Genomic DNA, 26,055 nt, shown 5'->3' on the forward strand with positions numbered 1-26,055 from the left:
GTTATTTACACTGTGCAGCAAGTTGAGCCAGCATCGATTGACTATCTGCAAAGCTAAAGGCATCACGCATGGTTTGCCTTAAGAAGGCATTCATCGCCGGTTGCAGACGTATCGCATTATCGATCCGAGGATCACTACCTTGGGCATAGGCCCCGATAGAAATCAAATCCCGATTCTGTTGATATAAAGAATAGGTTTGCTTTACACGACGCATCGCTTCTAAATGCTCATTAGAAATAACCATCGGAGCAACACGGCTAATTGATGCTTCAATATCAATCGCGGGATAGTGCCCCGAATCAGCCAGAGCACGCGATAATACGATATGGCCATCCAGAATCGCTCTTGATGCATCGGCAATCGGATCTTGTTGATCATCGCCTTCGGTCAATACGGTATAAAACGCCGTAATAGATCCCTGTCCAGGACCACCATTACCCGCACGTTCGACAAGACGGGGCAATTTAGCAAATACTGATGGTGGATAACCTTTTGTTGCAGGCGGCTCCCCCACCGCTAAAGCGATTTCCCGCTGCGCTTGGGCATATCGAGTCAAGCTATCCATCAATAACAACACGTTATAGCCTAAATCACGGAAATACTCAGCGATACGCGTTGACGTTTCACAGGCGCGAAGGCGCATTAAGGGTGAGGTATCCGCCGGAGCCGCAATAACAACGGAGCGAGCTCGCCCCTTTTCACCCAAAATTTCTTCAATAAATTCTTTAACTTCTCGTCCCCGTTCACCAACCAACCCCACCACAATAATATCTGCAGTAGTACCACGGGTCATCATACCCAGAAGCACACTTTTACCGACACCAGAGCCCGCAAAGAGTCCCATGCGCTGACCTTTACCAACGGTCAACATGGCATTAATCGCACGTACGCCAACATCAAGGGGTTCCGTTATTGCACGGCGAGATAAGGGATTAATGGCAGAATTATGTCTTGGTGCATATTGATCGGTTTGCAGCGCACCTAATCCATCAAGAGGAACACCATTGCCATCGAGTACACGGCCTAATAAAGATAAGCCTACTTTAAGCCCTGTTTGCTCTCCAAGTGGAATGACTCTCGCTCCAGGGAGTACACCTCGTAACTCTTCAATGGGCATAAGATAGAGTAACTCATCATCAAACCCGACCACCTCAGCCACTAAATCTCCCGCCATGGTTTCGATAGAACACAAACTACCAACAGGCGCACGGCAACCACTCGCCTCTAAAGTGAGACCAACAACCCGCACCAATTGCCCACTGGCAACTGCGCGAAAAGGAGGTACTTTATCAATATATTGGTGGAACTTACTCAGCAGCTGGTGTTGACGGTTTTGCATCTTGATCTCCATTCGTTTGGAGTGAATCAATATCTGACTCAGTTTGCATAAGTTCCGATCCCGCAGCATCCTGATTATGATGTGATATTCTTGCGGCATCTTCTGCGGCAAGTGCTTCCTGTCGTTGTTGCTGCTGTTGCGTTAAATGGGCATGTTGACTTCGTAGAGATTCAAATACTGCATCTATTCGCGATGGTAAACTTAAATCAACCAAGGAACGCTGGCTACTAATAATGCACTCTCCAGGGCTTAGAGAGGGATCGACTTCGAGTTGCCATTGATTGCGTGCCAATTGAGCTGCGGAATATAATTTCTCAACGAGGATAACGTCATCAGGGTACAACCTAATAGTCACTGCTTGCTCTTTAATAGGTAAAGATTCAATACCAAGACGTAAAGCGGAAAGTATTTGTTCAGGATGGGTTTTCAACTCATGTCCAATAACAGATTTAGCCAGCGCCATCGCTAAGGTCATTAAAGATAACTCAATGTCACCATCGAGAAGTTGTAAGGGTTTTTCAAACTGATTGAGTAACGATTCAAAACGATTGATTAAACCCTTTGCTTCTTCAAGACCCGTTTCTAAGCCTTGTTCATGGCCCTGTGTAAAACCTTCTTGATGACCTTGCGCTAATCCTTCTAAACGTCCTTTTTCTAACCCTTCATTAAAACCTTGTGTTTTACCTTCACTAAAGCCTTCTTCTTCCGCTTGAGCTCGAATATGCTCAATTTCAGCCATTGTGGGAGGTGCGATAGCTTCTACCGTGACTGGTTTGATGTGCTTACCAGAGTAGCCAAACAAATTAGAGATGCTTTCATCCTCAACCTCTGTCACATCGGGTAGGTTCCAGTGACTAAATTCGATTTCACTGTCACTGACAATCTTATCCGACAATTTATTGTCACTCGGATTAGAGGAACTCATCGCCACCACCGCCGCCTAACATAATTTCACCGCTATCACTTAAACGACGAGCAATAGAGAGGATTTCTTTCTGTGCAACCTCCACTTCGCTAATACGAATAGGTCCCATAGCTTCAAGATCATCACGCAGTAACTCTGCGGCTCGCTTGGACATATTGCCTAACAGTTTTTCTTTAAGTTGATCGTCAGTTCCCTTAAGCGCCTTCAATAACACATCCTGTTGTACTTCACGCAACAGGATTTGAATACCACGGTCGTCCACATCGATAAGGTTTTCGAAGACAAACATGAGATCTTGGATTTGTTGCGCCATTTCTTCGTCGGATTCGCGCATAGTTTCCATCAATTGGCTTTCGATACCCGTATCTAAGTAGTTCATAATATTGGCGGCTGCTTTTAAGCCACCCATTTTCGCTGCTTGTGCGCCACCTTGACCCGCAAACTGTTTCTCCATGATATCGTTCAATTCCTGCAAGGCTGCGGGTTGAACTTCTTCAAGGTTAGCAATTCGCATCATTAAGTCTAAGCGAGTATTTTCAGGAAATTGACCAAAAATCTCTGCGGCCTGATCGGGTTCTAAATAAGACAATACAATGGTTTGGATCTGCGGATGCTCATTCTGGATGATTGTCGCCACTTGGCGCGCATCCATCCATTTGAGGGAGTCTAAGCCTTTAGCACCACTGCCCATGATGATTTGTTCAATTAAATTACCCGCTTTGTCTGCACCTAATGCTGCCGTCAGCGCCTTACGAACGAATTCTTCACTGTTAAAACCGATAGAGGAATATTTTTGAATATCATCAAGAAAAAGCTTATGCACACCAACCACTTTCTCTTGGCCAAAATCCTCCATTGCGGCCATGGCCATCCCCACCTTTTGCACTTGTTTGGGCTCTAAGTGCTTGAGGATAGAAGCGGCGTCGGCTTCGCTTAAACTTAAGAGTAAAATTGCCGTCTTCTCGATACCGCTCATGTCCTTCACATTAAAGCTTGAGACTTCAGCGGCTTCTTTTGTTTTATTCTCAGCCATTGTCTTGTAACCAGTTTTTCACGACTTGAGTGGAAAGCTCGGGCTCATTTGCCACAAGCGCACGGATAGCTTTAATCATATCATCATCTTTATGAAGATTAGGGATAAGAATTGAGCCATCATCGGCATAACTGTATTCTGCTTCTTTGGTATTAAGCATACCTAAGGTGTCGGCAGCGTACTGATCTTCAATTTCCGCCAGTTCATTACCGAGTCTTGAATCATCTGGCATATTGACGCTATCTGGGTAAATAAGGCGTTTTAGCATTGGACGAACCACGGCCAATATCAATACTAGGATCACCAAGGCGCCAACACCCAATTTTACCGCACGCCAGAACCACGGCTGTTCCCATAATTCAGGAGCTGGTATGTCTTCCATCAGTTGATCCATAAAAGGAACGGTAACCACTTCCAACACGTCACCACGTTGTGTGCTGAATCCTACCGCACCTTCTAGTAAACGACGAATGTTGGTTAACTCTTGCTCAGTACGGGCAACGCGTGCCACTTGCCCATTTTCATCTGCAGCACCGGGTTTAAAGTCCACAGCAACTGAAACACTAATTCGTCTGACTACCCCAATTTGCTGACGGGTATGGCTAATGGTGGTATCGAGCTCAAAATTTCGTGTTGCTTCACGGTGAGAGTTACCCGCAACCACTTTTTCAGATGCATTCGTTGCATCTTCAGGAATATCTGACTCCATTGGCGGTTGATTTGACAGAGCGCCAGGGATCCCCCCCGTAGTGCCACCGGTAGAGTTATTCTCAACCGTCATTTCACTGCGTAATGCTGGTAAATCAGGATTAAAGCGCTTGGCTGTTTGTTCGACTGCGGTAAAGTCCATGCTAACATCGACTTGGGAAGTAAAGTTATCAGGCCCTAAAATGGGGACTAAAATTGATTCAATTTTTGTGCGATATTCAGCTTCTTTTTGTTGTACTAATTCGAGTTCTCTACGCGCCCTAGCGGAAACGCCATCTTGGCTCCCAGAGTTAAGCAAACGACCATTTGAATCAGTGACGGTAACACGCGATGGTTCTAACCCTTGCACGGCTGAGGCAACAATATCAACAATGGCATCCACCTCTCCTTGGCCTAAACCGCCACGACGGGTATTGATAACCACGGTTGCGCTAGGTTGGGAAGTATTACGGGCAAAGACGTTTTCTTTGGGAAGTGCGAGAATCACTTTTGCGCGACTGACACTTTGTAGCTGCTCAATAGCGCGGGCAAGGTTTTCTTCTTGGCTGTGTTTAAGACGCGCTTGTTCCATCCTTTGGCTGACACCAAAACCACTGTCTTGGGTTAAAAAATCTTTACTTGTAGTGCCACCGTCAATCCCTGCTCGGCTTAACATCAGTTTGACTTCTTGATATTTATCCTCAGGTACTTTAATAACATCAACCTCGATCTGATACTTGATCTTATTCTTATCCAAGACATCGAGTACTTGTACCATTTCCTGAGTTTCCATTTTTCCTAATGGACGATACTCAGGTTCCTGAGCCCATAACATCACAAAAACGGCTAGGGCTAAGCAGATTGCCAACGCAAGGATCATGGTAATTTGGCGCATCATATCGACACCGCCAAGGCTCCCCATCACACCTGACTTATGTTCTTCTTGGACACCTTGGTCTGCTAAATCGGAATTAGACCCGACAATCATTTCTGTGCTCACGATTCGTACCTGCTGATTGGGTTATTCTCGGGCCTAAACAGGCATACTCATTATTTCTTTATAAGCTTCGACAAGTTTATTACGCACTTGTACCGTCGCTTCAAATGCCACACTGGCTTTCTCTCGAGCAATCACAGTATCCGACAAGCTCACTGTCGAGTCACCCATCTCTAATCGCGTTGCCAAGTTTGATGACGTTGATTGTAAGCCGCTGACATTGCCAACAGCCTGCGAGAGTAGCTGACCGAAATCGGCACCACTGGTGTTATTTACCTGCTGCATGATATTCGGAGAGATACCGAAAGACGGTGTTATTTCACCTTTGAGTGACTGCATTTCTTGCAGAAATGTATTTGCGCCTATTTGCATGCTGAGCTCCCAGTCGTCGAATTCTTGACGATCAAAATATCGATAATGAGGAATATGCAAAATAATGGCCAAGTTTAAAACTAGCCATTTAAAATAGACAAATAAGGGATGCTAAAAAGCATTGGAAGATTAACTCACTGTGGAAATCAGCAAGATACAAATGCACCTTAATCCTAAAAGGCATTAAAGTGCATTTGCTAACATGCATTTTTACTGAAGCTAACAGGGTAATTGAATCCCCATATCTCGCATACGAGCCATTTTATATCGTAAGGTTCGAGCACTGATCCCCAGTTTTTCAGCCACAAGTTTTCGGCTACCCTGACACTGGGCTAAGGTTTCTAAAATAATCACATGTTCCTGTGCTTTGAGCTCTTCACCTAACCCTTCTGGCTCAGACGCTGACACTTCAGATTCATCATTTATCAACGCACCCTGCACATCAATAATAATATCATTGGCGGTAATCACAGAACCTGTCCGTAAAATCAAGGCTCTTTGGACAATATTATCTAGCTCTCGCACGTTTCCTGGCCAGCGATGGCTAAGCAAACGCCGGCATGCTTGTTCATCGAATTCAGGTGTAGCGCCGATATTGAGAGCTTTTGCATGCTTAGCCAATAAATGGCGAGCAAGCGGTAAGATATCCGCAGGCCTTTGATTCAGTGCAGGCCATGTTAATGGGAATACATTGATACGGTAATAAAGATCTTCCCTAAATCCACCTGCGGCCACTACCGCTTTTAAATCACGATTTGAGGTCGCCAATACACGAACATCGAGCTTAATCGTCTTACGACCACCTAAGCGCTCAACTTCTCGCTCCTGTAACACCCGTAATAGTTTTGCCTGTAAACCTAAATCCATTTCTGATATTTCATCAAGCAGCAAAGTCCCACCTTGTGCTTGCTCAAACTTACCAGGGCATGCTTGGTAAGCACCGGTAAATGCGCCCTTTTCATATCCGAAGAGAGTTGCTTCAAGCATATTTTCAGGAATAGCTGCACAGTTGATGGCAACAAAGGCTTGTTCGGCGCGGCTGCTATGCTGATGAATATAACGAGCGAGTACTTCTTTACCCGAACCACTGGGTCCCATGATCATCACAGAAGCATCGGATGCTGCAACGCGTTGTGCTAGTGATAACAATGCAAGACTTTTCTCATCTGCAACAATAGGTTTATCCGCGTTAGTTTTTAATGGTAAATAGCGAGATACTTGATTTAACAATACTTCTGGCGCAAAGGGTTTGGCTAAATAGTCAACCGCACCTAATTTAATCGCGCTAACGGCACTGCCAATCGTGGCATAGGCCGTCATCAGTAATACAGGCAGTTTTGGGTGATGTTGTTGCAGGTAATTTAGCAAGCCTAAACCGCCAATTCCCTGCATCTGCACATCACTTATCACTAAATCAAATTGATGTTGTTTTAATGCAAGAATGGCATCTTCACCACAAGCCACATCAATACATTCATACTGCGCAAGTAATAAAGTATCGAGTAAGGCTTCCCTTAATGAGGCATCGTCTTCAACTAAGAGTAACTTGGCTTCAGACATGGGGTTTCTCCAAAGGCAATACAACAGCCGATTTTGCGCGAGGAAAAACTAACGAAACAGTACAGCCCTTATTCGGTAGGCAGCGAAGTTGTATTTCTCCGCCATGATTACGCACAACCGATTGCACAACGGCTAATCCAAGTCCTGTCCCTTGAGCTTTGGTGGTGAAAAAAGGTTCCATCACTTTTTGCTGCATCTTCGCATCTAACCCTTTGCCATTATCAATAACCTCTAGCATTAATTGATCCTTTGACTCTGTGGCAAGGATACGGATCTGACTCGCTCCAGCTTCGAGGCTGTTGATGACAAGGTTATTAATTGCAGAACTTAGCGCGCTTGAATTTGCCAGTAATAATCCACTTGATGTATTAGTAAAGGAAAGTTTGCAACCTTGCTGCTCTGCAATTGGATCACAGTTTCCAATCACACTGACCATCACATCATTCAGGGAAACTAACTCGCCAAGCTCATCTTGACGGCCTTTTGCCATCAACAGCATATCGTTAACTTGTCTTTCCAATTCATTAAGTCTATCAACCAATTTCTGTTGAAACTTAGTCTTGGCAGAGTCTGATAATTTAGGGCTTGCTAAGTTCGAGGCATATAACAAGGCCGCAGAGAGTGGCGTACGGACTTGATGGGCCAATGTCGCCACCATCTTACCTAGTGCAGATAACCGCTGCAGATGTGAAATATTTTTTTGTAAAAGACGAGTTTCAGTCAGATCCGTTAATACGATTAACTGACCCGGCTCTGGAGTTAAAGGAGTAATGGCTAATTTGACTCGACGACCATTACGTAAAGACACTTCATGGCCATCATCTTCTTGAGGTGCAAAAGCACTATGAATCACATCAATCCAACGAGCACCACATAGAGAGTGCTCTAGCAATTCCACCGCGACGGGATTCGCGTCAGTGACAATACCATCACCATTTAAAATCACCACGCCAGAGGGCATCGCTTGTAAAATATGTTCCATTCGATTGGACATATTTGCGGCCTCACGCAGTTGGTTCCATTGTTTGCTAGTGTGCTTAAATGTCTCGATTTGCGCTAGTGGGTGGGCTGACATAGTCACTCCGTCAAAAAATTGCTTATGACGCAGTGACTGCAGATTCTATGCCAAATTAAAATTCAATTTTTACATATAAAATCAATAATATAACTAAAAATGCAAAAGACTATTCTTTTGTCATTCCGTATTTCCGCATTTTTTCAACTAAGGTTGTACGGCGAATCCCTAACATTTCAGCCGCTCGAGCAACAACATTATCCTGCAACTCAAGAGCTTGACGTATCATGTCAATTTCAAGCTCTGCCAACAAATCTTTAAGGTTAACGCCTTCAGGAGGTAGCTCATTTGGAAAACGTGTTTCAGGAATTTCAACGGGTTCTTCACTCGAAAAAATGGACGCTAAGGCATCACGCTCCTGTTGTTCTTCACTCATTTCTACGCAGTATTCGGGCACATCAATATGGCGATATTTAACGGGCAGATCGTTAACATCAACCAAACCACCTGGATATAAAATGGTGAGTCGCTCAACTAAGTTAGATAACTCTCGAACGTTGCCAGACCATGCATGTTCCTTTAACGATTCTATTGCGCGTTGGGTAAAGCGCACTTTACCACGTCCCTCATTATATACACGGCTCACCAGTTCCTGTAGCAACAAAGGTACATCGTCTTTACGCTCGCTTAAGGCGGGCATTTCGATAGGGAAAACATTAAGGCGATAGTAAAGATCCTCACGGAATTCATTACCGCTGATCATGCTCTCTAGATCCCTATGGGTAGCCGCGACGACTCGAACATCCACGTTAATCGTCTTAGTTCCACCCACTCGTTCAAAAACTCGCTCTTGCAACACACGTAGCAATTTAACTTGCATCTGTAAGGGCATATCACCGATTTCATCAAGAAACAGTGTGCCACCTTCAGCTAATTCAAAACGTCCTTTACGGGAACAAATGGCCCCTGTAAATGAACCTTTTTCATGACCAAACAGTTCACTTTCAAGTAATTCAGGAGGAATAGCGCCACAGTTAACGGGAATAAAAGGACCATCACGACGTTCAGAAAGATAATGAATATTACGAGCAACGACCTCTTTACCCGTACCAGACTGGCCTAACACCAACACTGTTGCATCAGAAGTTGCAACCTGATTGATCAAGTGTCTTACATGAGCAATACCATCACTACGTCCAACTAAACTTCTAAAAAGCTTAGTTTGATTAGCACTTGTAGGTACTTGAGGACGTTTAACTTGGCCGTAAACTTGGCAAAAGTGCAGCAGTTCCGTTAACTGGGGATAGCTTAAGGGTTCTTCAATTTGTCCAAGCACATTGGATACTTGAAAATCACCTATCTCGCCAAACAATAATATCGGTTGCCACGCGAACTGGGTCGCAAGCAATTTTATTGCATCACTTGGCATGGTATCAGTAAAGAGAACCAAAGCACGATAACGAGTATCTTGGAGATAAGAATTTAATTTTTCGGGAGCAATAACATCTATTTGCTCACCTAAAAATTCAAATATGCAACACAGGCGACTTAGGCGCTCTGATGGGGTTCCGACAAGTAAAATTCGTTGATCTGTTTGCATCATTCAGTAGGCCGTAAAGCTCTAATATGTATTAATTTGCATTAATTATTTTATGATTAGTTGCTGTAAAAGCTTAACAAATTCAATGTAACAATCTGTGCCACCATCACTACTGTGATGAATATTGTATTATCAGCAGTCGAGAAGCAAGCCTCAGATGCGCTTTATGCCAATCTGAGTTGATTTTAGTTCATTTATGCCATGATTCTAGCTACAAGAGTCAATTTATTGACATCCACCATAAAAAAAGCGCACTCAGTGCGCTTTTTTTATGGCCCTTGACCCGTCCTAAATTACCTTAACTCGCGTCGGAATGAGAAGACACATTATGCTTATCGACAGGGATAGCATCCCAGCCTTCTTTAAGGGTTTTTAGAATGGCCACAACTTCATCAATGGCTTGAGCATCATTATTAATATTAGCTTCTGACATTCTTCGCAACATATAGTCGTACAGCCTTGTTAGGTTATTCGCGACATCGCCTTCGGCATCCATATTTAGGCTACCATTTAAGCCTGAAACAATACCAATTGCCTTACCCATTAATAGACCCCGTTTAGCAATATCCCCCTGCTCAATCGCACACTTCGCTTGGGCTAAACGCTCTAACGCACCCGCAAATAACATCTGAATAACTCGATGCGGAGAAGCAACACTTAGATCACTTTCCACGGAAACTTTTCGATATGATTGCATTGACCCGCGCATAAATACCTACCTATTTGATTCAATCGCCTTATAAGCTTTAATATGACGCTTAGCATTATTATCAACCTGCACCAGTGCACGGCAATCCTCCATCACCTTCGTTGCTCGCATAATCAAGGTTTGACTTAGATTAAACTGTTCCATTAAAAATGGGTGATTAATGAACTCACTATTAGACACTAAGGTTTTCAAACATACTTCGCGCTGCTCAATAAGACTCTGCAATTCTAATACCAAAAGATAAAAATGTTCATCCACAGGCGCCATTTTATCAATTTTATCTATATTTAACAAAATGTTACTATTAACATCTGTTAGTTGCTGAGTAATATTTTCCAAATGTTCCTCATTAGCTCATTTTAAAGATTCAAGAAAGTCAATATTTCGACTCAATTTACTTGCTTTTCCTCACGACGCCAGGGAGAGAGTCAATACGCGATAGCAACGAACTTGATTGAGAGTTTAGGTTAGCAACAATTAAATCCATCGCATTATACTGCTTGTAAAGGCGATCGCTATAGGCCGCCATTCGCGTATTTAATTGCTCACGACTGTCTGCAATACGTGATAGCTGTTCATCTAATGAACTATCACGGCTCTCGATAACGCCGCCTGATTTAATGTAAGTATCAACTAGGCCTGACATCTTAGCCGCAAGACCTGTTTCTTCCGTTGCAAACAACTCAGCAATGACCCCTTTATCACTCTCGATTGACTTGGTCAATTTAGCAGAATCAATTTCTAATAAACCTTCTCTGGTGGTTTTTACACCAAAGTTTGCCAGCATCTGTGTTCCATCTGAAGTCGCAACCCCTCCAGATAATATGCCGCGCAGTTGACTCTGAATACCACGAGGCAAACTATCACCTTGTAATATGCCTGCTTTTTTGGTGTCGGCGTCATATCCAGTAAGATCTTGTATTGTCTTCATCAAATTATTGTAAGATTCGACAAAACCTTCAATCGCCGTTTTAGTTTTTGTGGTGTCTTTACTCACCGTTAGCGTAGTCGTTTTAGCCATATCTGCGGCGGTTAATGTTAACGATACACCCGTGATTGCCTCATTTAAACTATTAGATTGCGATACGACTTTTACGCCATCAATATGCACTATCGCATTTTTTGCAGGTGTTAGTTCAGTCATGGTAAAAGTCTCTGATAACCCCGTACCTACACCAGCATCAGTAGCCGTCACCGATATCAGATTGTCTTCACCCGTTTTTTTAGAGCCCAACACAAGCTGAGGACCTAATTCACCATTAACAATAGTTGCTGTTACATCAGTGTTATCGTCTGCACTATTAATTTTTTTCATAATATCTGTGAGTGTATCGGTTGCACTCACATCAATATTAAAAGCTGTACCACTGCCGAGGCTAATTGAAAGTGAGCCTTCACCAATTGGCGATGTTGCATCAGTGGCAACAGCAGAGCCAATCTTTTGGCTCTGTGCTAATTGCTCCACTTTTACTTGATAACTGCCTGATACTGCTGTTTTATCGACTGTGGCAGAAAGATAATCCCTAGTCGAGGTTGCGACTTTTTGGCTACCAAAGGTTTCGCTCTTAGTTAATGTTTTTAGCTTATCGTTAAATTCAGACATAGCACTTTTAAGCGCACCAATACCCGAAATTTGCGCATTAAGCTTACCTTCGCTCACATTAAATTTAGCAACTTTACCCGCACTCTCGGCATTAACCAATGCCGTCACTATGCCAGTAATATCCATGCCAGAACCAATACCAACCGATGTTAAGCCCATATCAACCTCCATACTCTCTATTGCTAACGTCAGATGAATAGCACACTAGACTTCTGTTTTCATCAAAAGACCTGTGACTTCATTTAACTTTTTAGCGATTTCCAAAGCCTCTTCATTAGGAATTTGCCTAATAAGCTCACCAGTGGAAACATCAATAACTTTTACGACTTGCATACCTGAATCTTCATCAATATTAAAGGCTAAGCCTTTTTGAATAACATTCATACTGACTGCAATATCATCAACTGCATGTTGTAATTCTTCAGCATCCGCTTTTGTTACTTGATTCACTTTTTCAACACTGCGCGTGGCAGCACTCACAGATGGAATATCATCAGACGAAATAACTGACTCAACATTATCTGCTTGTTTGTCTCGTTGTGTCGATAAGCTATCCTTACGCAGCGCTGGATTCAACGTATTTGCGATAGTCACATCCATGGTTCACCTCTGTCATTTAAGGATAGCAAATAGCATACCAAACCTATATTGCTCAGATATTAAGCTATCCGCTTTATTTGCACTATTACTTTAATTTCAACTCTATAGCAAATCAAAGCATCATTTAAAAATGTAAAGGGAGAATCGTTGCCGACTCTCCCTCTCATTCCAGTCACTTAACTATCTTGCTCTATTATAGAAGAGACAAGGCTGTTTGTGGGATTTGATTCGCTTGAGCCAGCATCGCAGATGAAGTTTGCGAGAGAATCTGCTGCTTAGTGAGCTGTGCGGTTTCTTTTGCAAAATCTACATCTTGAATACGGCTGCGCGCATCAGATACGTTAGACTGAATATTATTTAAGTTGTTGATGGTAAAATTCATGCGGTTTTGTACTGCACCTAAGTCTGCACGTTGTGAGTCTATACTCGCAATAGCCGCATCAATAACAGAAACTGCATCTTGCGCACCTTTGGCTGTCCCAATATCTATTGCATTAACACTGTCAAGTGTAGAGCCTGTAATTGCTGTAGTTAAACCAACAGTAACATCTGCTGCTGTCGTGCTAAATTCTTTAAGGGATGTTAACTGGACAGTACCAGATATTTTAGTCGAGTCAGTAGCAGCCCCACCAGTAAGAGTTATCGCTGCTCCGCTGTCAACACCTTTGGCATCTACAGCTGTCAGGTTAACTGTCTTAACTGTACCTGAGTTGTTAAAATCGTCAATTTTAATGTCATCACCAGATTCATCCACCATGTGCAATGCACCTGCATCATCAATAGACGCTTTTACACCTGTAGTGTCTGACTTCTCATTAATCGCCGCGGCTAAACCTTTTAAATCGGCCTTATCTGTAATCGCGGTTGAAATTGAGGTTCCATTTAATTTAAATGAAACCTGACCTGGATCTCCTAAAGTATCCATTTTAAGTTCAGTACGTGCCGTTGCCTTAACGTCAGTGTCAGCTGTAACTCCATTAACTTGAGCGGCTATAGCCTTAGCTGTAGCGCCAGCGGCAACAGTTACACTTTTACTTACGGTGCCATTGATAGCCAATGCACCACCCGCAACGCCGTTTGCTCCGGTTGAATCCGCTGCTGCGCCAATCCCGCGACCTAGACCTGCAGTGTTACCTTTTAGCATTTGTGTGTTGTTGCCAATGGTTTTGGCTGACAAGTTAGAAAGTGAAATATCAATAGTTTCATTGGCACTGGCACCAACTTGAAAAGATTGGGTACCATAATTACCATTCAGTAACTTTTGACCACCAAAAGAAGTTGTTTCTGAAATACGAGTTAACTCAGCCTGTAATGATGTAATTTCTTTTTGCATTGACTTACGGTCATCAGCAGAGTTAGAACCGTTGGCAGACTGTAAAGACAAGTCACGCATGCGTTGTAAAATATTGGTTGACTCACCCATTGCACCTTCAGCCGTTTGTGCAATAGAGATACCATCGTTAGCGTTACGTGTTGCAACACCGATACCGTTAATTTGACTGGTTAAACGGTTAGAAATCTGTAGACCTGCCGCATCATCTTTAGCGCTGTTAATTCGCATACCGGAGGCTAAACGCTCCATAGACGTCTTAAGGCTATTACCAGCACTATTTAAGTTATTTTGTGCTTTCATTGATGTGACGTTAGTGTTTACTGAAATTGCCATGATTATTGTCCTCTACCTAACTTGAATAGTGCCTGTCAGTACTGTCAGGCGAGATTTATTTTCTACATACAATGTAACGGCAGGCGCAAAAAAAGCTTTAGGAAAAATTTTGCTCAAAACTAAAAAATATTTGAGCCAAAATTAATCTTTAAAAAACAATAGGTAGGGTTTTAAATAATAGAAAAAGCAGACCGAAGTCTGCTTTTGGGATATTCAATCTTGGATTACATCGGGTTAAAAATAGGTAAACACACAATCTTAACCCAATAATGACAATGCAGTTTGTGGGATTTGATTCGCTTGAGCCAACATTGCAGATGATGTTTGCGACAGAATTTGCTGCTTAGTTAACTCTGCGGTTTCTTTCGCGAAATCCACATCTTGAATGCGGCTTTTAGCATCTGACACATTTGACTGAATGTTATTTAAATTATTAATAGTAAAACTCATTCTATTTTGAACTGCACCTAAATCGGCGCGCTGCGCATCAATACTGGCAATTGCAGAGTCAATAACAGAAATTGCATCCTGAGCACCATTTGAGGTACTAATATCAATGGCGTTAACACTATCTAGCGTAGAGCCTGTAATAGTAGCAGCTGGAGTAATAGTCGTATCAGCAGATGTGGTACTAAAGGCTTTAAGTGACGACAATTCTATTGTACCGCCCACTGTAGTTGAGTCAGTGCCGCCACCTGTTAATGTAATAGCTGTATTGTTATTACCCTTACCATCAATAGGCGTCAGACTGACTGTTTTTATCGTCCCTGTGTTATCAAAATCTTCAATTTTGATATCCGCACCCGTTTCATCAATCATGTGTAAGCCACCAGCATCATCCACTGTTGCTTTAACACCTGTTACTGTGGACTTTTCATTGATGACTTTAGCCAGAGCATTAAGATCGGTTTTATCTGAAATCGCTGTAGAAATCGCGGTGCCATTTAATTTAAATGATACTTGTCCTGGATCGCCTAAAGCAGTAAGTTTTAATTCAGTACGGGCAGTGGCCTTTACATCTGTGTCACTAGTTTTTGCATTAATATTTTGTGCTATTGTCTTAGCTGAGTCACCAGCAGCGATAGTCACGTCTTTACTTAATGTACCGCTAATAGTTAGTGTGCCCCCAGCAACACCGTTAGCAGGTGCAGTTGCAGCTGCTGCAGTGGCAAAACCAAGCCCCGCCGAGGCGCCTTCTAATAATTGACCTTGGGTACCAATTTCTTTAGCACCTAAGTTACTTAATGTAATAGATACTGTTTCATTGGCATTCGCACCAATCTGAAATGACTGAGTACCATATTTACCATTGAGGAGTTTTTGTCCACCGAAAGAGGTTGTATCTGCGATACGAGTTAACTCTGACTGCAACGCTGTCAACTCTTTTTGCATCGACTTTCTGTCTTCTGCAGAGTTTGAGCCGTTAGCAGCTTGGAGGGACAAATCACGCATACGTTGTAAAATATTGGTGGACTCCCCCATTGCACCTTCGGCAGTTTGGGCAATAGAAATACCATCGTTGGCATTACGAACTGCCACACCAATACCATTAATCTGACTAGTAAGACGGTTAGCAATCTGTAGCCCTGCTGCATCATCTTTAGCGCTATTAATCCGGAGACCTGACGATAAACGTTCCATTGACATTGAAAGTTTATTGTTGGCACCATTTAAATTATTTTGTGCCTTCATCGATGTGACGTTGGTGTTTACTGAAATAGCCATAATACATTCCTCTTCTAAGTTGGGAGCCAAGACGTGGAAGCCTGGCTAAATCTTGTTGCTATAAATCTGCTGCAACTTTACTTAACTTGCTTAACCTTTCGACATTCACGCCTTCTATCATTGAAGGCTGCCTTACCTATTAACAGAACGAATTCTGTTTTAGATGTAATCAAACAAAGAAACGGATCCCACTTTACTAAACACACTGGCAACGGCATTGAGGGCGAGTTGTTGCTTCTCAAATTCAGTTATCGCAGTGGCATAATCAAGGTCTTCCAATTTGGATAACGCTGATGCGTTGATCAATTTCTCGTCAGTATGCTTGTCAGTGTATTTTTCCAGTGTCTTTAAACTGTTTCCTGCTAAGCCTTGTTGCTGACTAATTTGTTTGACACCACTCTCAATATTATTCAATAACTGTGCCAACTCAGATTGGCCTGCTGGAGTTTGTATTTGGTCGGCATTTCCAAGTAGTTTTATCGCTTGGCTAAACGTATCAAAAATGCTGATTTCAGATTCTTCATTTAAAATAAAACTGTCACCAATCTTAGGCTCGCCAGTAATCTTTAACTCGACACCATCAAAAGTAACGGGAACAGTTGGATCGAAAGGGGCTGCAGGAGTAATAATATTGGGTGGAAGGGCGTTATCGGTCACTTCAACATTCACGCCACCAACACCATCGTCTAAAAAAGAAACGGTATAGCCAGACAGCGAAGGCGTTGCATTGGCTATTTTGGCGCTGGAAACACTAAAGTCTCCTTGTTGGGATGGCAAATATTTGACGCTATAATCACCCATCGCATTAGGTGATTTGGTAAATGCGGTATCTCCAGGCACATTTGTATTAAGTTGAACACCTGAAGCAATAATACTGGTACGAACACCAGAGTCACCTTGGTATACAATTTGTCCATTAGTATCAAACTGGAAAGGAAGCTTATCAGTATGGTTCCCCGCAAAAAGATAGTTACCTGATTCATCCTTGGTATTGGCAATAGCGAGTAATTGATCAAGGCTTTTTTGTAATTCATCGGCAATTGTTTGCCGCTCTGTCGAAGTCATACTGCCGTTAGAACCTCGTAGTATCATGTCTTTCATGCTGGATACTAACTTATCAGCTTGACCTAACTGACTTTCGGTATGCTGCAAATGATTAGTCGCGTAGTCAATATTCTTCATAAATTGATCGACTAAGGCATTGCGTTGATTCAGGTTATCGATACCTAGCGCCGCGACAGGATCATCACCTGCAGTATTGACTTTTTTGCCGCTACTGAGCTGTTCGAGGATCTTGCTAGTTGCCGTTTGCTTTTGCAGTACACTCGTAATGCTTTGATTAAAGATCTGCGCGGATGATAGTCGCATGATTAAATCTCCTAACGCACTGAAGTTAATAGGGTGTCAAAAATTTGTTGTGCCGTAGTCATGATACGAGCAGAGGCTTGATAAGCCTGTTGAAAACGCATTAAATTGGCGGCTTCTTCATCTAAGTTGACGCCCGATTCGCTTTCTACTCTGGCATAGGCTTGTTGGTAAATAGCCTCTGCAGACCCTACACGCACTTCGGCCGCTTTTGTCTTACTGCCTATGTCAATTTTTGTATTTTCAAATACATCCGCTAAGGTTGACTTCCCCCCATTCATCACTTTACTTTCACTCAATTTGGCCATAGCAACGGCGTTAGAGTTGTCGCCTTCAGCAAAGGCTAGGTTAAAGGTAAATCTGTCATTACTGGCGGCTGCGGTACTATCAACTTCAAAGGTAAAACCAAAGGCACTGATACTTGGGGGAGTATAAGGAGCTGCAGCGCCAAGGGAGGTTCCGGAGGCATCAAATGCTTCATAGGTTGGAGGTATCGCGGTGGTATCAAGCTGGATCGTCAATTCACTGCCAGTAATAGGAAAATTGGCTGCACTGCGATTCGTAATTTGCGTCAACTTAACTTGGGTATTACCTGAGTTCGCGGCGTCAGCAGTTATTTTTGGCGAAGCGGCGGCAATACCTTTAGGATCCGTCATTTCAACCGTAATACCATTAGCTGCGCCAGCAGTTGGTCGAATAGCGAATCTATCACCAGAAGCCATTGCCCCAGCTTTAATATTAATAGAAAATCCTGCACCGCCTTCTAAGGTCGAGCCATTTAACGTCAATGGTGTAATTACCCCTGTTTCTGTATCCCTTAGTTCATAGGAGGCCGGCGCAGTAAAAGATAACTCATATGAGCCACCCGTTAATAAACGAGTATCATCAATATTCACGCCTAAGGTTGCGTTACCAGTATTGTTTGAATAGCCACCAACACGACCCAATGACATTAAAGGATCATTAATATCTCTAAAGATATTAGCTCCCACTTGGCCATTTAGATCTAATCCTTGTTGCTGCATTTTGTTGAAGTTATCAGCAATCCCCAGGGCCAACTGATCGAGCTCGTGGCTTGCAGGAATTAACGTTTGATCTCGGTATTCAAACAGCGCACCTAATTGCCCACCTAATTTGCTCGGATCGGCAGAGACACTTTGCGAACCAATACTTGACATCAATTGCAACTCATTGGGGAATGGATTACCGGTTTTAGTATCCATCGTCATGGCAATCTCACCAGAGACCAACATCACTGAGCCGCCCAACATAATACTTTTCGCACCATTATCTTGAGGAATAACATTCACTTGAGCATATTGGCTTAGCTCCTGAACGAGTGCATCTTGCTTATCAAGTAAGATGGCGTCTTGATTTGGCGATTTCATCAGCTCGAGATTTAAATTAGCCAACTCCTTACTAATCTCATTGATACGCTTAGTCATCCCAGTGATCTGATCATTGGTTTGCGTCAGTTGGCCATTTAAGCTCGATTGCATCTGATTCAAGCTATTAGCCAATTGTTTAGCATCGTTTAGAGTTGAACTACGAATACCTAAGTCAGCGGGTAAATCCGCGAGACTGTTTAATCCAGTAAACAGAGAATTTAAACTCTGAGGAACCATTTTACCGATTTGAGAAAACAGTTGATCGAGCTCACTGAGTTTGCCGTAGCTTGCTTCTGCGCCACTTAAGGTTGTTTGCCCAATGCGTAATTCTCTTGCCGCATAATCATTGTAGATACGCTTTACGTCATCAACGTAAGTCCCTGTACCATAAAAACTATTACCAAAGCGTTGCGACTCCAGCGTTGATTGAGTTGCCACTTGTCTGTGATAGCCTGCGGTATTCGCGTTAGCAATGTTATTACTGGTTACCCCTAGCTGCGATTGAGAGGCAAGCACACCAGTACGTGCAATATTTAATAGGTCAATCGCCATTAGCCGACACTCCTCAGAACGAATATCCTATGAAGATTTATCATTTGTCTTCTCCTGGCAGTATCGACTTAAGCTCTTGGCTTATGGTCTGCATCACTTTAATGACTTTCTCAGCATATTTAGGATCAGTGGCATAGCCCGCATCCTGCAATGCACGAATAAATTGGGTTGGTGAAGCGGCGACTTTTGTAGCACCTTGATAACGCTCACCTTCAGCAATAAAGGTGACAAAATCATTGAAACTGTGCTCAAAGTCGGTGTAAACACGAAAATCGGCTTTCTGTCTCACGGCAATACCCTGTTCAAATTCCAAGGTACTCACGTTAGCTTTATCGCCAAGCCAACGGCGATCAGCTTTAATATTGAATAAGTTGTGACTAGGCGCACCATTACTGCCACGTACTATTTTTTGTCCCCAACCAGTTTCGAGTGCAGATTGCGCAAGTAGCACTTCTGGTTTCGTACCTAAAGCCTTAGCCGCTTTTTCAGCATGGGGATACAAGGTCGCCAAAAACTCCTCTCGACTACCAAATTTGAGCGTCTTTTGAGTTTCTTTAAATGCCACAGTCGGCAAAATCTGGCCACTGATGACGGGCTCAATCGGCGATAATGGTTGCTCTGACCACGCAGGTTTGGGCGTATTTATCGCGAGTGAAGGTATTGGAGTGTCGATATCCAATGATGATGTCACAGCCTCGGGTCTATCGGACTCAAATGTTGGACGAGCGATATAAGTAGGGATCTGTGTTGAAGTACTCACAGGTGGTGTTGAAGCATCAAGTACATCTTGGGTTGATGTATTTTGTGCAGGAGCTGTGAATGCTTTATCACCTCGCTGTAGTTTTTCACCACCATCATTACGTAATACTGAGGCTGGTGTAAGCTGGCTAGATTCAGGCGAGAGCTGCTGCACCATCATGTCAGCCAGTCCTAATACTCCTTTATCTGACAAATCCACAGACAATTGTTGATCACGCATTTGTTCATAAAACTTAGTGTATTGGCTATTGAGGGGACTATCCGATTCAAATACCGCATTAGCATCGCGCATGCTTTTCATCAACATTTGCACGAAAATACCTTCAAATTGTTGGGCAACTTGTTTTAAAGTGCCCTTCTCATCTTTCTGTGCCTGAGCGCGAAGTGAATCTAAGCCTCCCAGGTCAAGAAAATGTGATGAACTTGAAAGCTTTTCCATAGTTTTCCCGACAGAAATTAGATGATGATAAGCTCACCATGCAAAGCACCTGCCACTTTTAACGCTTCTAGGATAGCAAGTACATCTGAAGGGGCCGCACCCACTAAGTTGACGGCTCTAACTAACTCGTCCAAAGTGGTTCCTGGGCTAAACATAAACATACGGCGATCGCTTTCACTGACACCTATTGTGGTGTCAGCCGTCACAACCGTTTCACCATTAGCCAATGCATTAGGTTGAGATACCTGCGTTGCTTCTGCAATGGTTACGGTTAAACCACCATGGGTTATTGCCGCAGGCAGTAATTTTACGTTTTGTCCGACAACAATCGTTCCTGTACGTGAGTTAACAATCACCTTGGCTGATTCTTCTGCTGGAATAACATCCAAATTTTCGAGGGTTGCAAGAAAGGATACCCGCTGTGAGACATCTCTTGGGGCACTGACTTGTACTGATGTTGCATCTAATGGACGCGCCATATCAGGCCCAAGTAAATCATTAATGGCATCAGCCATTCGTTGAGCGGTTGAAAAATCGGCACGGCGCAGGTTAAACGTCAAATAATCGCCACTTGAAAATGGCGTTGCTACACTACGCTCGACTATTGCACCATTTGGAATACGGCCTACTGTAGGCGTATTTTGAATAACTTTAGAACCATCCAAACCTTCTGCACTAAAACCACTCACCACTAAACTCCCTTGGGCAATGGCGTATACATTACCATCGACCCCTTTGAGAAACGTTTGCAATAGCGTGCCACCACGCAAACTTTTAGCCTCACCTAAACTCGACACAGTAACGTCTAATTCTTGCCCTGGTTTTATAAACGCTGGCATATCAGCGTGCACAGCCACTACAGCTACGTTTTTGATTTTAGGTCTAAAATTATCAGGTAAATTGATCCCGAAATTTTTTAGCATCGTTGTGAAGGTTTGCTCGGTGTAATTGGTTTTCTCACCAGTACCAGGCAAACCAACGACCAAACCATAACCAATTAATTGGTTACTGCGAACACCTTGAACATTGGCAATATCTTTGATTCTCTCTGCCTGACTAGGTAGAGAGAATATCAGTATGGCAAGTGCGATAATCCGTTTAAATCTCATGATTTGACTCCTCAGAAAGGCCACCAATCGCTCATAAAGAACTGGCTCAACCAACCGACTTTTTGAGCATCTGCAAAGGTGCCTGTGCCACTGTATTGGATACGGGCATTAGCCATACGTGTTGAATCTATTGTGTTATCAGGCTTGATGTCCTGTGAACGGACAATACCTGTAACGCGAATAAACTCATCACCATTATTAATAGAAATCCACTTCTCACCACGCACTACTAAGTTACCGTTATTAAGTACTTGCATGATATTGGCGGAGATACTGCCATCAAGGCTGTTACTTTGATCAGCATCGGACTCGCGTTTAGTATTCATACTGTCTTTGTAACGCAAATCTAAAGGTACGCCGGCGACAGAGATATTGCTTCCAGCGGCATAGATAGGATCTAAACTCATATCAGATCCTTTCTTGATCTGATTGCCCGCACTCTTTTTCGCCTGAGTCGCTTCCTTTAAGACGATGGTGATAATGTCACCCACTTTGTGGGCTCGAATATCAGAATACAAACTCGCCGCTTGACTATCCTGATAAATAGAGCCCGTTGCGGCAATTTTTGTCGGGGGAGCTTCTGGATAAACGGGTGCATAAAAAGGATCGTCAGCAATCGGCTTTTTTTGTGTCGAGCTGCAAGCACTCAGCAGAAGGGCTGCGGCCAATATGAAATATCTAGCCATGATATGTGCCTCTATAGGTTCTGATTCACATACGCCAACATTTGATCTACCGCTGAAATCACTTTGGAGTTCATCTCATAGATACGCTGGCTTTCGATAAGATTAACAAGCTCTTCAGTCACATTGACGTTGGAGGTTTCTAGTGCTCCCTGCCGAATAGCTCCCATCCCATCCAATGAAGCGGTGCCTTGAATAGGCGTACCACTCGCCCCGGTTTCTGTGTATAGGTTTTGGCCCATAGGATCGAGACCTGATGGGTTAATAAAATCCGTCATACTGAGCTGACCAACCACTTGGTTTTCGGCGGCTCCTGCCGTTTTTACTGACACTTCACCTTCTGCAGAAACGGTAATACTGGTTGCATCTTCAGGAATCGTAATCGCAGGTTGCAGTACATAACCTGATCCTGGCGTTACAATTTGCCCTGTATCATCTAATGTAAATTGACCATTACGGGTATAGGCAGTGGTACCGTCGGGTAGCTGTATCTCAAAAAAACCAGGTCCCTCAATCATCAAATCCAATGAGTTATCCGTTGTTAACATATTGCCTTGGGTAAACATTTTTTGTGTGGCGACCACTTTTGTACCCGCACCAATGTTTAATCCATTGGGTAACTTAGTGTTTGATGCACTAATCCCTCCCGCTTGGTTAACAGTTTGATATAACAAATCTTCAAATACCGCTCGACTCTTCTTGTAACCAACAGTACTGGCGTTGGCAACGTTGTTTGAGATCACCGCAATATCTGTTTGCTGCGCGTCTAAGCCAGTTTTACTAATCCATAACGCCGGATGCATAATCTATCTCCTAACTAATACGCATTAATGAAGATGAAGCACGGTCAATTTCTTCCGCGGTTTTCATCATCTTGACTTGCATTTCAAACTGACGTTGTAATTCAATCAAAGACACCATCTCATCGACTGGATTGACGTTACTGCCTTCTACTGCACCACTTTCCACGGCGACATTAGGGTCTGCTGGAGCATCGTTACCTGACACAAGTCTGAATAAACCATCTTCGCCACGCATCATCTGGGCATTACCAGGATTGACCAGTTTAAGTCTGCCAACCTCTTCGATAACCTCTGCGGTAGCACCTTGAGGACGAACAGAAATAATCCCATCCTGGGAAATAGTCACTTTATCTATGGGTAACGGCAGTACAATTGGCCCGGCATCTCCCATCACCGGATTACCTCGGTCGTTATGCAAGAGACCTGTCGCATCAAAACTCAAGCTGCCAGAGCGGGTATAAGCCTCTGCCCCATCTTTTGCCTGCACAGCAAACCAACCATCGCCCTTAATGGCAACGTCAAGATCTCGTCCTGTCGTCTTAATTGGGCCTGAACGAAAATTAGCAGACGGAGTTTCGATCATGGCAAACACCCGTGTTGGTAATCCTTCTCCAAAGGCTTGCATTGATCTTGCCTGCGCCATATCAGACTTAAAGCCATCGGTATTCGCATTGGCTAAGTTATTGCCTCGTAAGGCCAACTCATGCATATTTTGCTTAGCCCCACTCATGGAGATATATAGGAATTTGTCCACAGACTGCTCCGTCAAATTTTCTACCTGACAATAGCAAAGCAAGCATCATGCCAACAAAATAAGCATCTAACTTATTGATTAACTGAGAATAGGAGAAAGAATAGCGAAGGAGTACAGTAAAGAGGCTAAGTGTTGCCGCAGGCGGCAACACTTAAAATAAGGTCAAAACTAGCGGATCTGCAGCACGGTTTGTTGCAAGGTGTTATTAACTTCCAAAGTACGTGAGTTCGCTTGGAAGTTACGCTGCGCAGAAATCAAATCCACCAACTCGGTCGTCAAATCAATATTCGATTGCTCTAACGCAGAAGAACTGAGACTACCAAATGTGCCACTATTTGCTTCACCCGCTAATGCGGGACCCGAATTTAGACTCGCCTTCCAAGAGGTATTACCCACTTGAGTCAATCCTTGTTCATTAGCAAAACGCACCAAAGCAACACGCGCTAAAGGCACGGTCGAACCATTTGAGTAGCTAGCGGTGATTAAACCATCAGCACCAATTTCAACATTGGTTAAACGGCCCACAGTCGTACCATCTTGGGTCAATTCAGTGGCAGCAAAGGGAGCCGAATACTGGGTCGGTGCATTAAATTTTACTGTCAAACTTTGAGTGCCATCCGCACCTGGGCCTAGAACACCAGCACCACCAACACCAAGTGTTTCTGTGGTTACGATGGCTGGATCACTTCCCGTATAAACCCCGACAGAGTTAAACTTCAATACCGATCCACGCCATCCACCAGCCGTTTCCGCTGTACCGGTTGAGTCAGGAACCCCATCACCATCTGTATCAGTTTGGTAAGTACCAGCAGCGCCAGCGACATCAACTTGTTTACCATCAACAGCATAGTAAGCGACCCAATTGTTTTCGCCGTTGTGCGCCCCATTAGTGGGCTTAACAAAATAAGTGGTCATGATATGTGGCTCACCCAATGAGTCATAAATCGTCATTGAGGTGACACTGGTATACGTTTTAGGATCTGTCGGATCGAACGCAGCGGGATCGAGTGACCCCTCTTTAGCATTTAAATTCATCTGAAAACTGACATTCTCAGTCTTTACTGGGCTACCTGCGGTATCGGGGATTTGAACAGGTTTAGCAGTCGTTAAACTGACAGACGTTGAGTTCCCTTCTTTATCAACGGGAAAGGTTTGCAAGTAGTTACCAGATGAGTCAACCATATAGTTACTCGCATCAACTTTAAATGCACCAGCCCGAGTATAGGAAAAATCTAATGTGCCAAGCTCTGAAGATGTGACAAAAAAACCACCACCTTTAATCGCCAAATCCAGAGAGTTATTCGTTAACTGTAAACTTCCTTGATGGAATTGCTGAGCCACTTGACTCGTTGCAACACCGCCACCAACGGCCGTTTTAGAATTAGAGAAAATTGAATTAGCGTACACATCCGCAAATTCGGCACGTGACTCTTTAAAACCAATAGTATTTGCGTTAGCAATGTTGTTCGCAGTCGTATTTAAATCTTTCTGCGCCGCCGAAATGCCACTCAATGCAATGTTAAACGACATAATTCACCTCTACATTTGACTCAATTCAATTGTGGACGAGTAGCGTCCATTTTAGATACTGGCAATATTAAGTTTCGGACACTGACAACACATCAGAAAGTTTAAAGGCCATACCACCACGTAGGTTTAAAATTGCACCAGTACTTGCGGTACCTAAAGAAACGCTACTGACATGTGCATAGGTGGATACAGCTAACTGTTGGGATTTACCGTCAACTAACCCACTGGCTTTAATCGAATAGTTACCTGTGACAACAGGCTGACCATTCTTATCTAATCCATCCCAATTGACGTCGATATTACCGCCTTTACTACCATCAACATTAAATGTGGTAATCACTTGTCCTTTTTCATCCTCAACCCGCACATTGATCACTGGAATTTTTTCCGTTGTACTAATCACCCCTTTCATCGAAGGATTTTCACTAGAAACGTATCCAGTATCAGTGGGAAGTAGCACTTTTCGTCCGACAAGCCCCGATGCTTGTAACGCTTGGCTCGATGTCATTACGCTATTTAGATTAACAATTTCTTTATTAAGCTTAGAGATGCCATCTACCGTAGAGAAAGAAGCCATTTGAGCAATCATCTGGTCATTATCCACAGGCTTAAATGGATCTTGCATGGATAATTGTTGACTTAATAACGAGAAAAAATCTTCTTGTGTCAACTGCTGACTTTTCGCTTCAGGCACGATTGACTCTGTTGGTAAACGAAGACTATCCAAAAAAGGATTTCCCGTTGTCGAGTTCGTTGTTACAGCACCTGATTGACTCTTAGTTTGAGTCGTTTGCGTTGACGCTTGATTAACTTGATTAATGAGGCTCACAGCTTACCTCCTA

23 protein-coding genes are annotated in these 26,055 nt (G+C 43.3%); all 23 read right to left on the reverse strand.

All coding sequences use genetic code 11. The features are described from left to right. Nucleotide 1: 1 nt before the first annotated feature. On the reverse strand, nt 2-1,339 hold the full coding sequence (gene fliI / locus MZ182_RS13575; protein WP_011788775.1) for a flagellar protein export ATPase FliI: 1,338 nt from the start codon (nt 1,337-1,339) through the stop codon (nt 2-4). Further along, nucleotides 1,308-2,264, reverse strand: a complete 957-nt coding sequence (gene fliH / locus MZ182_RS13580; protein ID WP_248067273.1) for a flagellar assembly protein FliH — start codon at nt 2,262-2,264, stop codon at nt 1,308-1,310. The genes fliI and fliH overlap by 32 nt, the downstream gene beginning before the upstream one ends. After that, complete coding sequence (fliG, locus tag MZ182_RS13585) at nt 2,251-3,297, reverse strand: flagellar motor switch protein FliG (protein WP_011788773.1); 1,047 nt, start codon at nt 3,295-3,297, stop codon at nt 2,251-2,253. The genes fliH and fliG overlap by 14 nt, the downstream gene beginning before the upstream one ends. Beyond that, nucleotides 3,290-4,972 carry a flagellar basal-body MS-ring/collar protein FliF gene (gene fliF / locus MZ182_RS13590; RefSeq protein ID WP_248067333.1) on the reverse strand — a complete coding sequence of 561 codons (1,683 nt, stop codon included), beginning with the start codon at nt 4,970-4,972 and terminating at the stop codon, nt 3,290-3,292. The genes fliG and fliF overlap by 8 nt, the downstream gene beginning before the upstream one ends. Nucleotides 4,973-5,017: 45 nt before the next feature. After that, nucleotides 5,018-5,353: a flagellar hook-basal body complex protein FliE gene (fliE, locus tag MZ182_RS13595; RefSeq protein ID WP_248067275.1), complete on the reverse strand. Its 336-nt coding sequence runs from the start codon at nt 5,351-5,353 to the stop codon at nt 5,018-5,020. Between the two features lie 219 nt (nt 5,354-5,572). Further along, entirely contained in the window at nt 5,573-6,913 is a 1,341-nt protein-coding gene (locus MZ182_RS13600; protein ID WP_248067278.1) for a sigma-54-dependent transcriptional regulator, read from the reverse strand. Next, nucleotides 6,906-7,988, reverse strand: coding sequence for a sensor histidine kinase (locus tag MZ182_RS13605; RefSeq protein WP_061783060.1), 1,083 nt, complete (start codon nt 7,986-7,988; stop codon nt 6,906-6,908). Before MZ182_RS13605 ends, MZ182_RS13600 begins: the two co-directional genes overlap by 8 nt. A gap of 109 nt (nt 7,989-8,097) precedes the next feature. Further along, on the reverse strand, nt 8,098-9,531 hold the full coding sequence (locus tag MZ182_RS13610) for a sigma-54 dependent transcriptional regulator (RefSeq protein ID WP_011919610.1): 1,434 nt from the start codon (nt 9,529-9,531) through the stop codon (nt 8,098-8,100). Between the two features lie 295 nt (nt 9,532-9,826). Further along, the gene (fliS, locus tag MZ182_RS13615; RefSeq protein WP_248067281.1) at nt 9,827-10,237 is read right to left on the reverse strand and encodes a flagellar export chaperone FliS; all 411 of its coding nucleotides are present in this window, start codon (nt 10,235-10,237) and stop codon (nt 9,827-9,829) included. 6 nt (nt 10,238-10,243) lie between these two features. Next, a complete protein-coding gene (locus MZ182_RS13620; protein ID WP_248067283.1) occupies nt 10,244-10,576 on the reverse strand; it encodes a hypothetical protein in 333 nt (110 codons plus the stop codon). A gap of 55 nt (nt 10,577-10,631) precedes the next feature. Next, nucleotides 10,632-11,999, reverse strand: coding sequence for a flagellar filament capping protein FliD (fliD, locus tag MZ182_RS13625; RefSeq protein ID WP_248067285.1), 1,368 nt, complete (start codon nt 11,997-11,999; stop codon nt 10,632-10,634). 45 nt (nt 12,000-12,044) lie between these two features. Next, on the reverse strand, nt 12,045-12,440 hold the full coding sequence (locus tag MZ182_RS13630; protein ID WP_248067288.1) for a flagellar protein FlaG: 396 nt from the start codon (nt 12,438-12,440) through the stop codon (nt 12,045-12,047). A 193-nt stretch (nt 12,441-12,633) separates the two neighbouring features. Continuing rightward, nucleotides 12,634-14,106 (reverse strand): flagellin, encoded by a 1,473-nt coding sequence (locus MZ182_RS13635; RefSeq protein ID WP_248067291.1) that lies wholly within the window; start codon nt 14,104-14,106, stop codon nt 12,634-12,636. 258 nt (nt 14,107-14,364) lie between these two features. Further along, a complete protein-coding gene (locus tag MZ182_RS13640) occupies nt 14,365-15,831 on the reverse strand; it encodes a flagellin (RefSeq protein WP_248067294.1) in 1,467 nt (488 codons plus the stop codon). A 159-nt stretch (nt 15,832-15,990) separates the two neighbouring features. Further along, the gene (flgL, locus tag MZ182_RS13645) at nt 15,991-17,199 is read right to left on the reverse strand and encodes a flagellar hook-associated protein FlgL (protein WP_248067297.1); all 1,209 of its coding nucleotides are present in this window, start codon (nt 17,197-17,199) and stop codon (nt 15,991-15,993) included. Between the two features lie 11 nt (nt 17,200-17,210). Next, complete coding sequence (gene flgK / locus MZ182_RS13650) at nt 17,211-19,136, reverse strand: flagellar hook-associated protein FlgK (RefSeq protein ID WP_011919617.1); 1,926 nt, start codon at nt 19,134-19,136, stop codon at nt 17,211-17,213. Nucleotides 19,137-19,176: 40 nt separating this feature from the next. Beyond that, on the reverse strand, nt 19,177-20,334 hold the full coding sequence (flgJ, locus tag MZ182_RS13655) for a flagellar assembly peptidoglycan hydrolase FlgJ (RefSeq protein WP_011919618.1): 1,158 nt from the start codon (nt 20,332-20,334) through the stop codon (nt 19,177-19,179). Nucleotides 20,335-20,351: 17 nt separating this feature from the next. Beyond that, entirely contained in the window at nt 20,352-21,443 is a 1,092-nt protein-coding gene (locus MZ182_RS13660) for a flagellar basal body P-ring protein FlgI (RefSeq protein WP_011788759.1), read from the reverse strand. An 11-nt stretch (nt 21,444-21,454) separates the two neighbouring features. Next, nucleotides 21,455-22,129: a flagellar basal body L-ring protein FlgH gene (flgH, locus tag MZ182_RS13665; protein WP_011788758.1), complete on the reverse strand. Its 675-nt coding sequence runs from the start codon at nt 22,127-22,129 to the stop codon at nt 21,455-21,457. An 11-nt stretch (nt 22,130-22,140) separates the two neighbouring features. Next, nucleotides 22,141-22,929 (reverse strand): flagellar basal-body rod protein FlgG, encoded by a 789-nt coding sequence (flgG, locus tag MZ182_RS13670; RefSeq protein ID WP_011919619.1) that lies wholly within the window; start codon nt 22,927-22,929, stop codon nt 22,141-22,143. A 10-nt stretch (nt 22,930-22,939) separates the two neighbouring features. Beyond that, nucleotides 22,940-23,683: a flagellar basal-body rod protein FlgF gene (gene flgF / locus MZ182_RS13675; protein ID WP_011919620.1), complete on the reverse strand. Its 744-nt coding sequence runs from the start codon at nt 23,681-23,683 to the stop codon at nt 22,940-22,942. A 168-nt stretch (nt 23,684-23,851) separates the two neighbouring features. Continuing rightward, on the reverse strand, nt 23,852-25,213 hold the full coding sequence (gene flgE / locus MZ182_RS13680; RefSeq protein WP_011919621.1) for a flagellar hook protein FlgE: 1,362 nt from the start codon (nt 25,211-25,213) through the stop codon (nt 23,852-23,854). Nucleotides 25,214-25,280: 67 nt separating this feature from the next. Next, nucleotides 25,281-26,042 carry a flagellar hook assembly protein FlgD gene (gene flgD, locus MZ182_RS13685; RefSeq protein ID WP_011919622.1) on the reverse strand — a complete coding sequence of 254 codons (762 nt, stop codon included), beginning with the start codon at nt 26,040-26,042 and terminating at the stop codon, nt 25,281-25,283. Nucleotides 26,043-26,055 lie beyond the last annotated feature (13 nt).

This window comes from Shewanella sp. JNE2 (assembly GCF_023159115.1).
Classification (GTDB): Bacteria; Pseudomonadota; Gammaproteobacteria; order Enterobacterales; family Shewanellaceae; genus Shewanella; species Shewanella putrefaciens.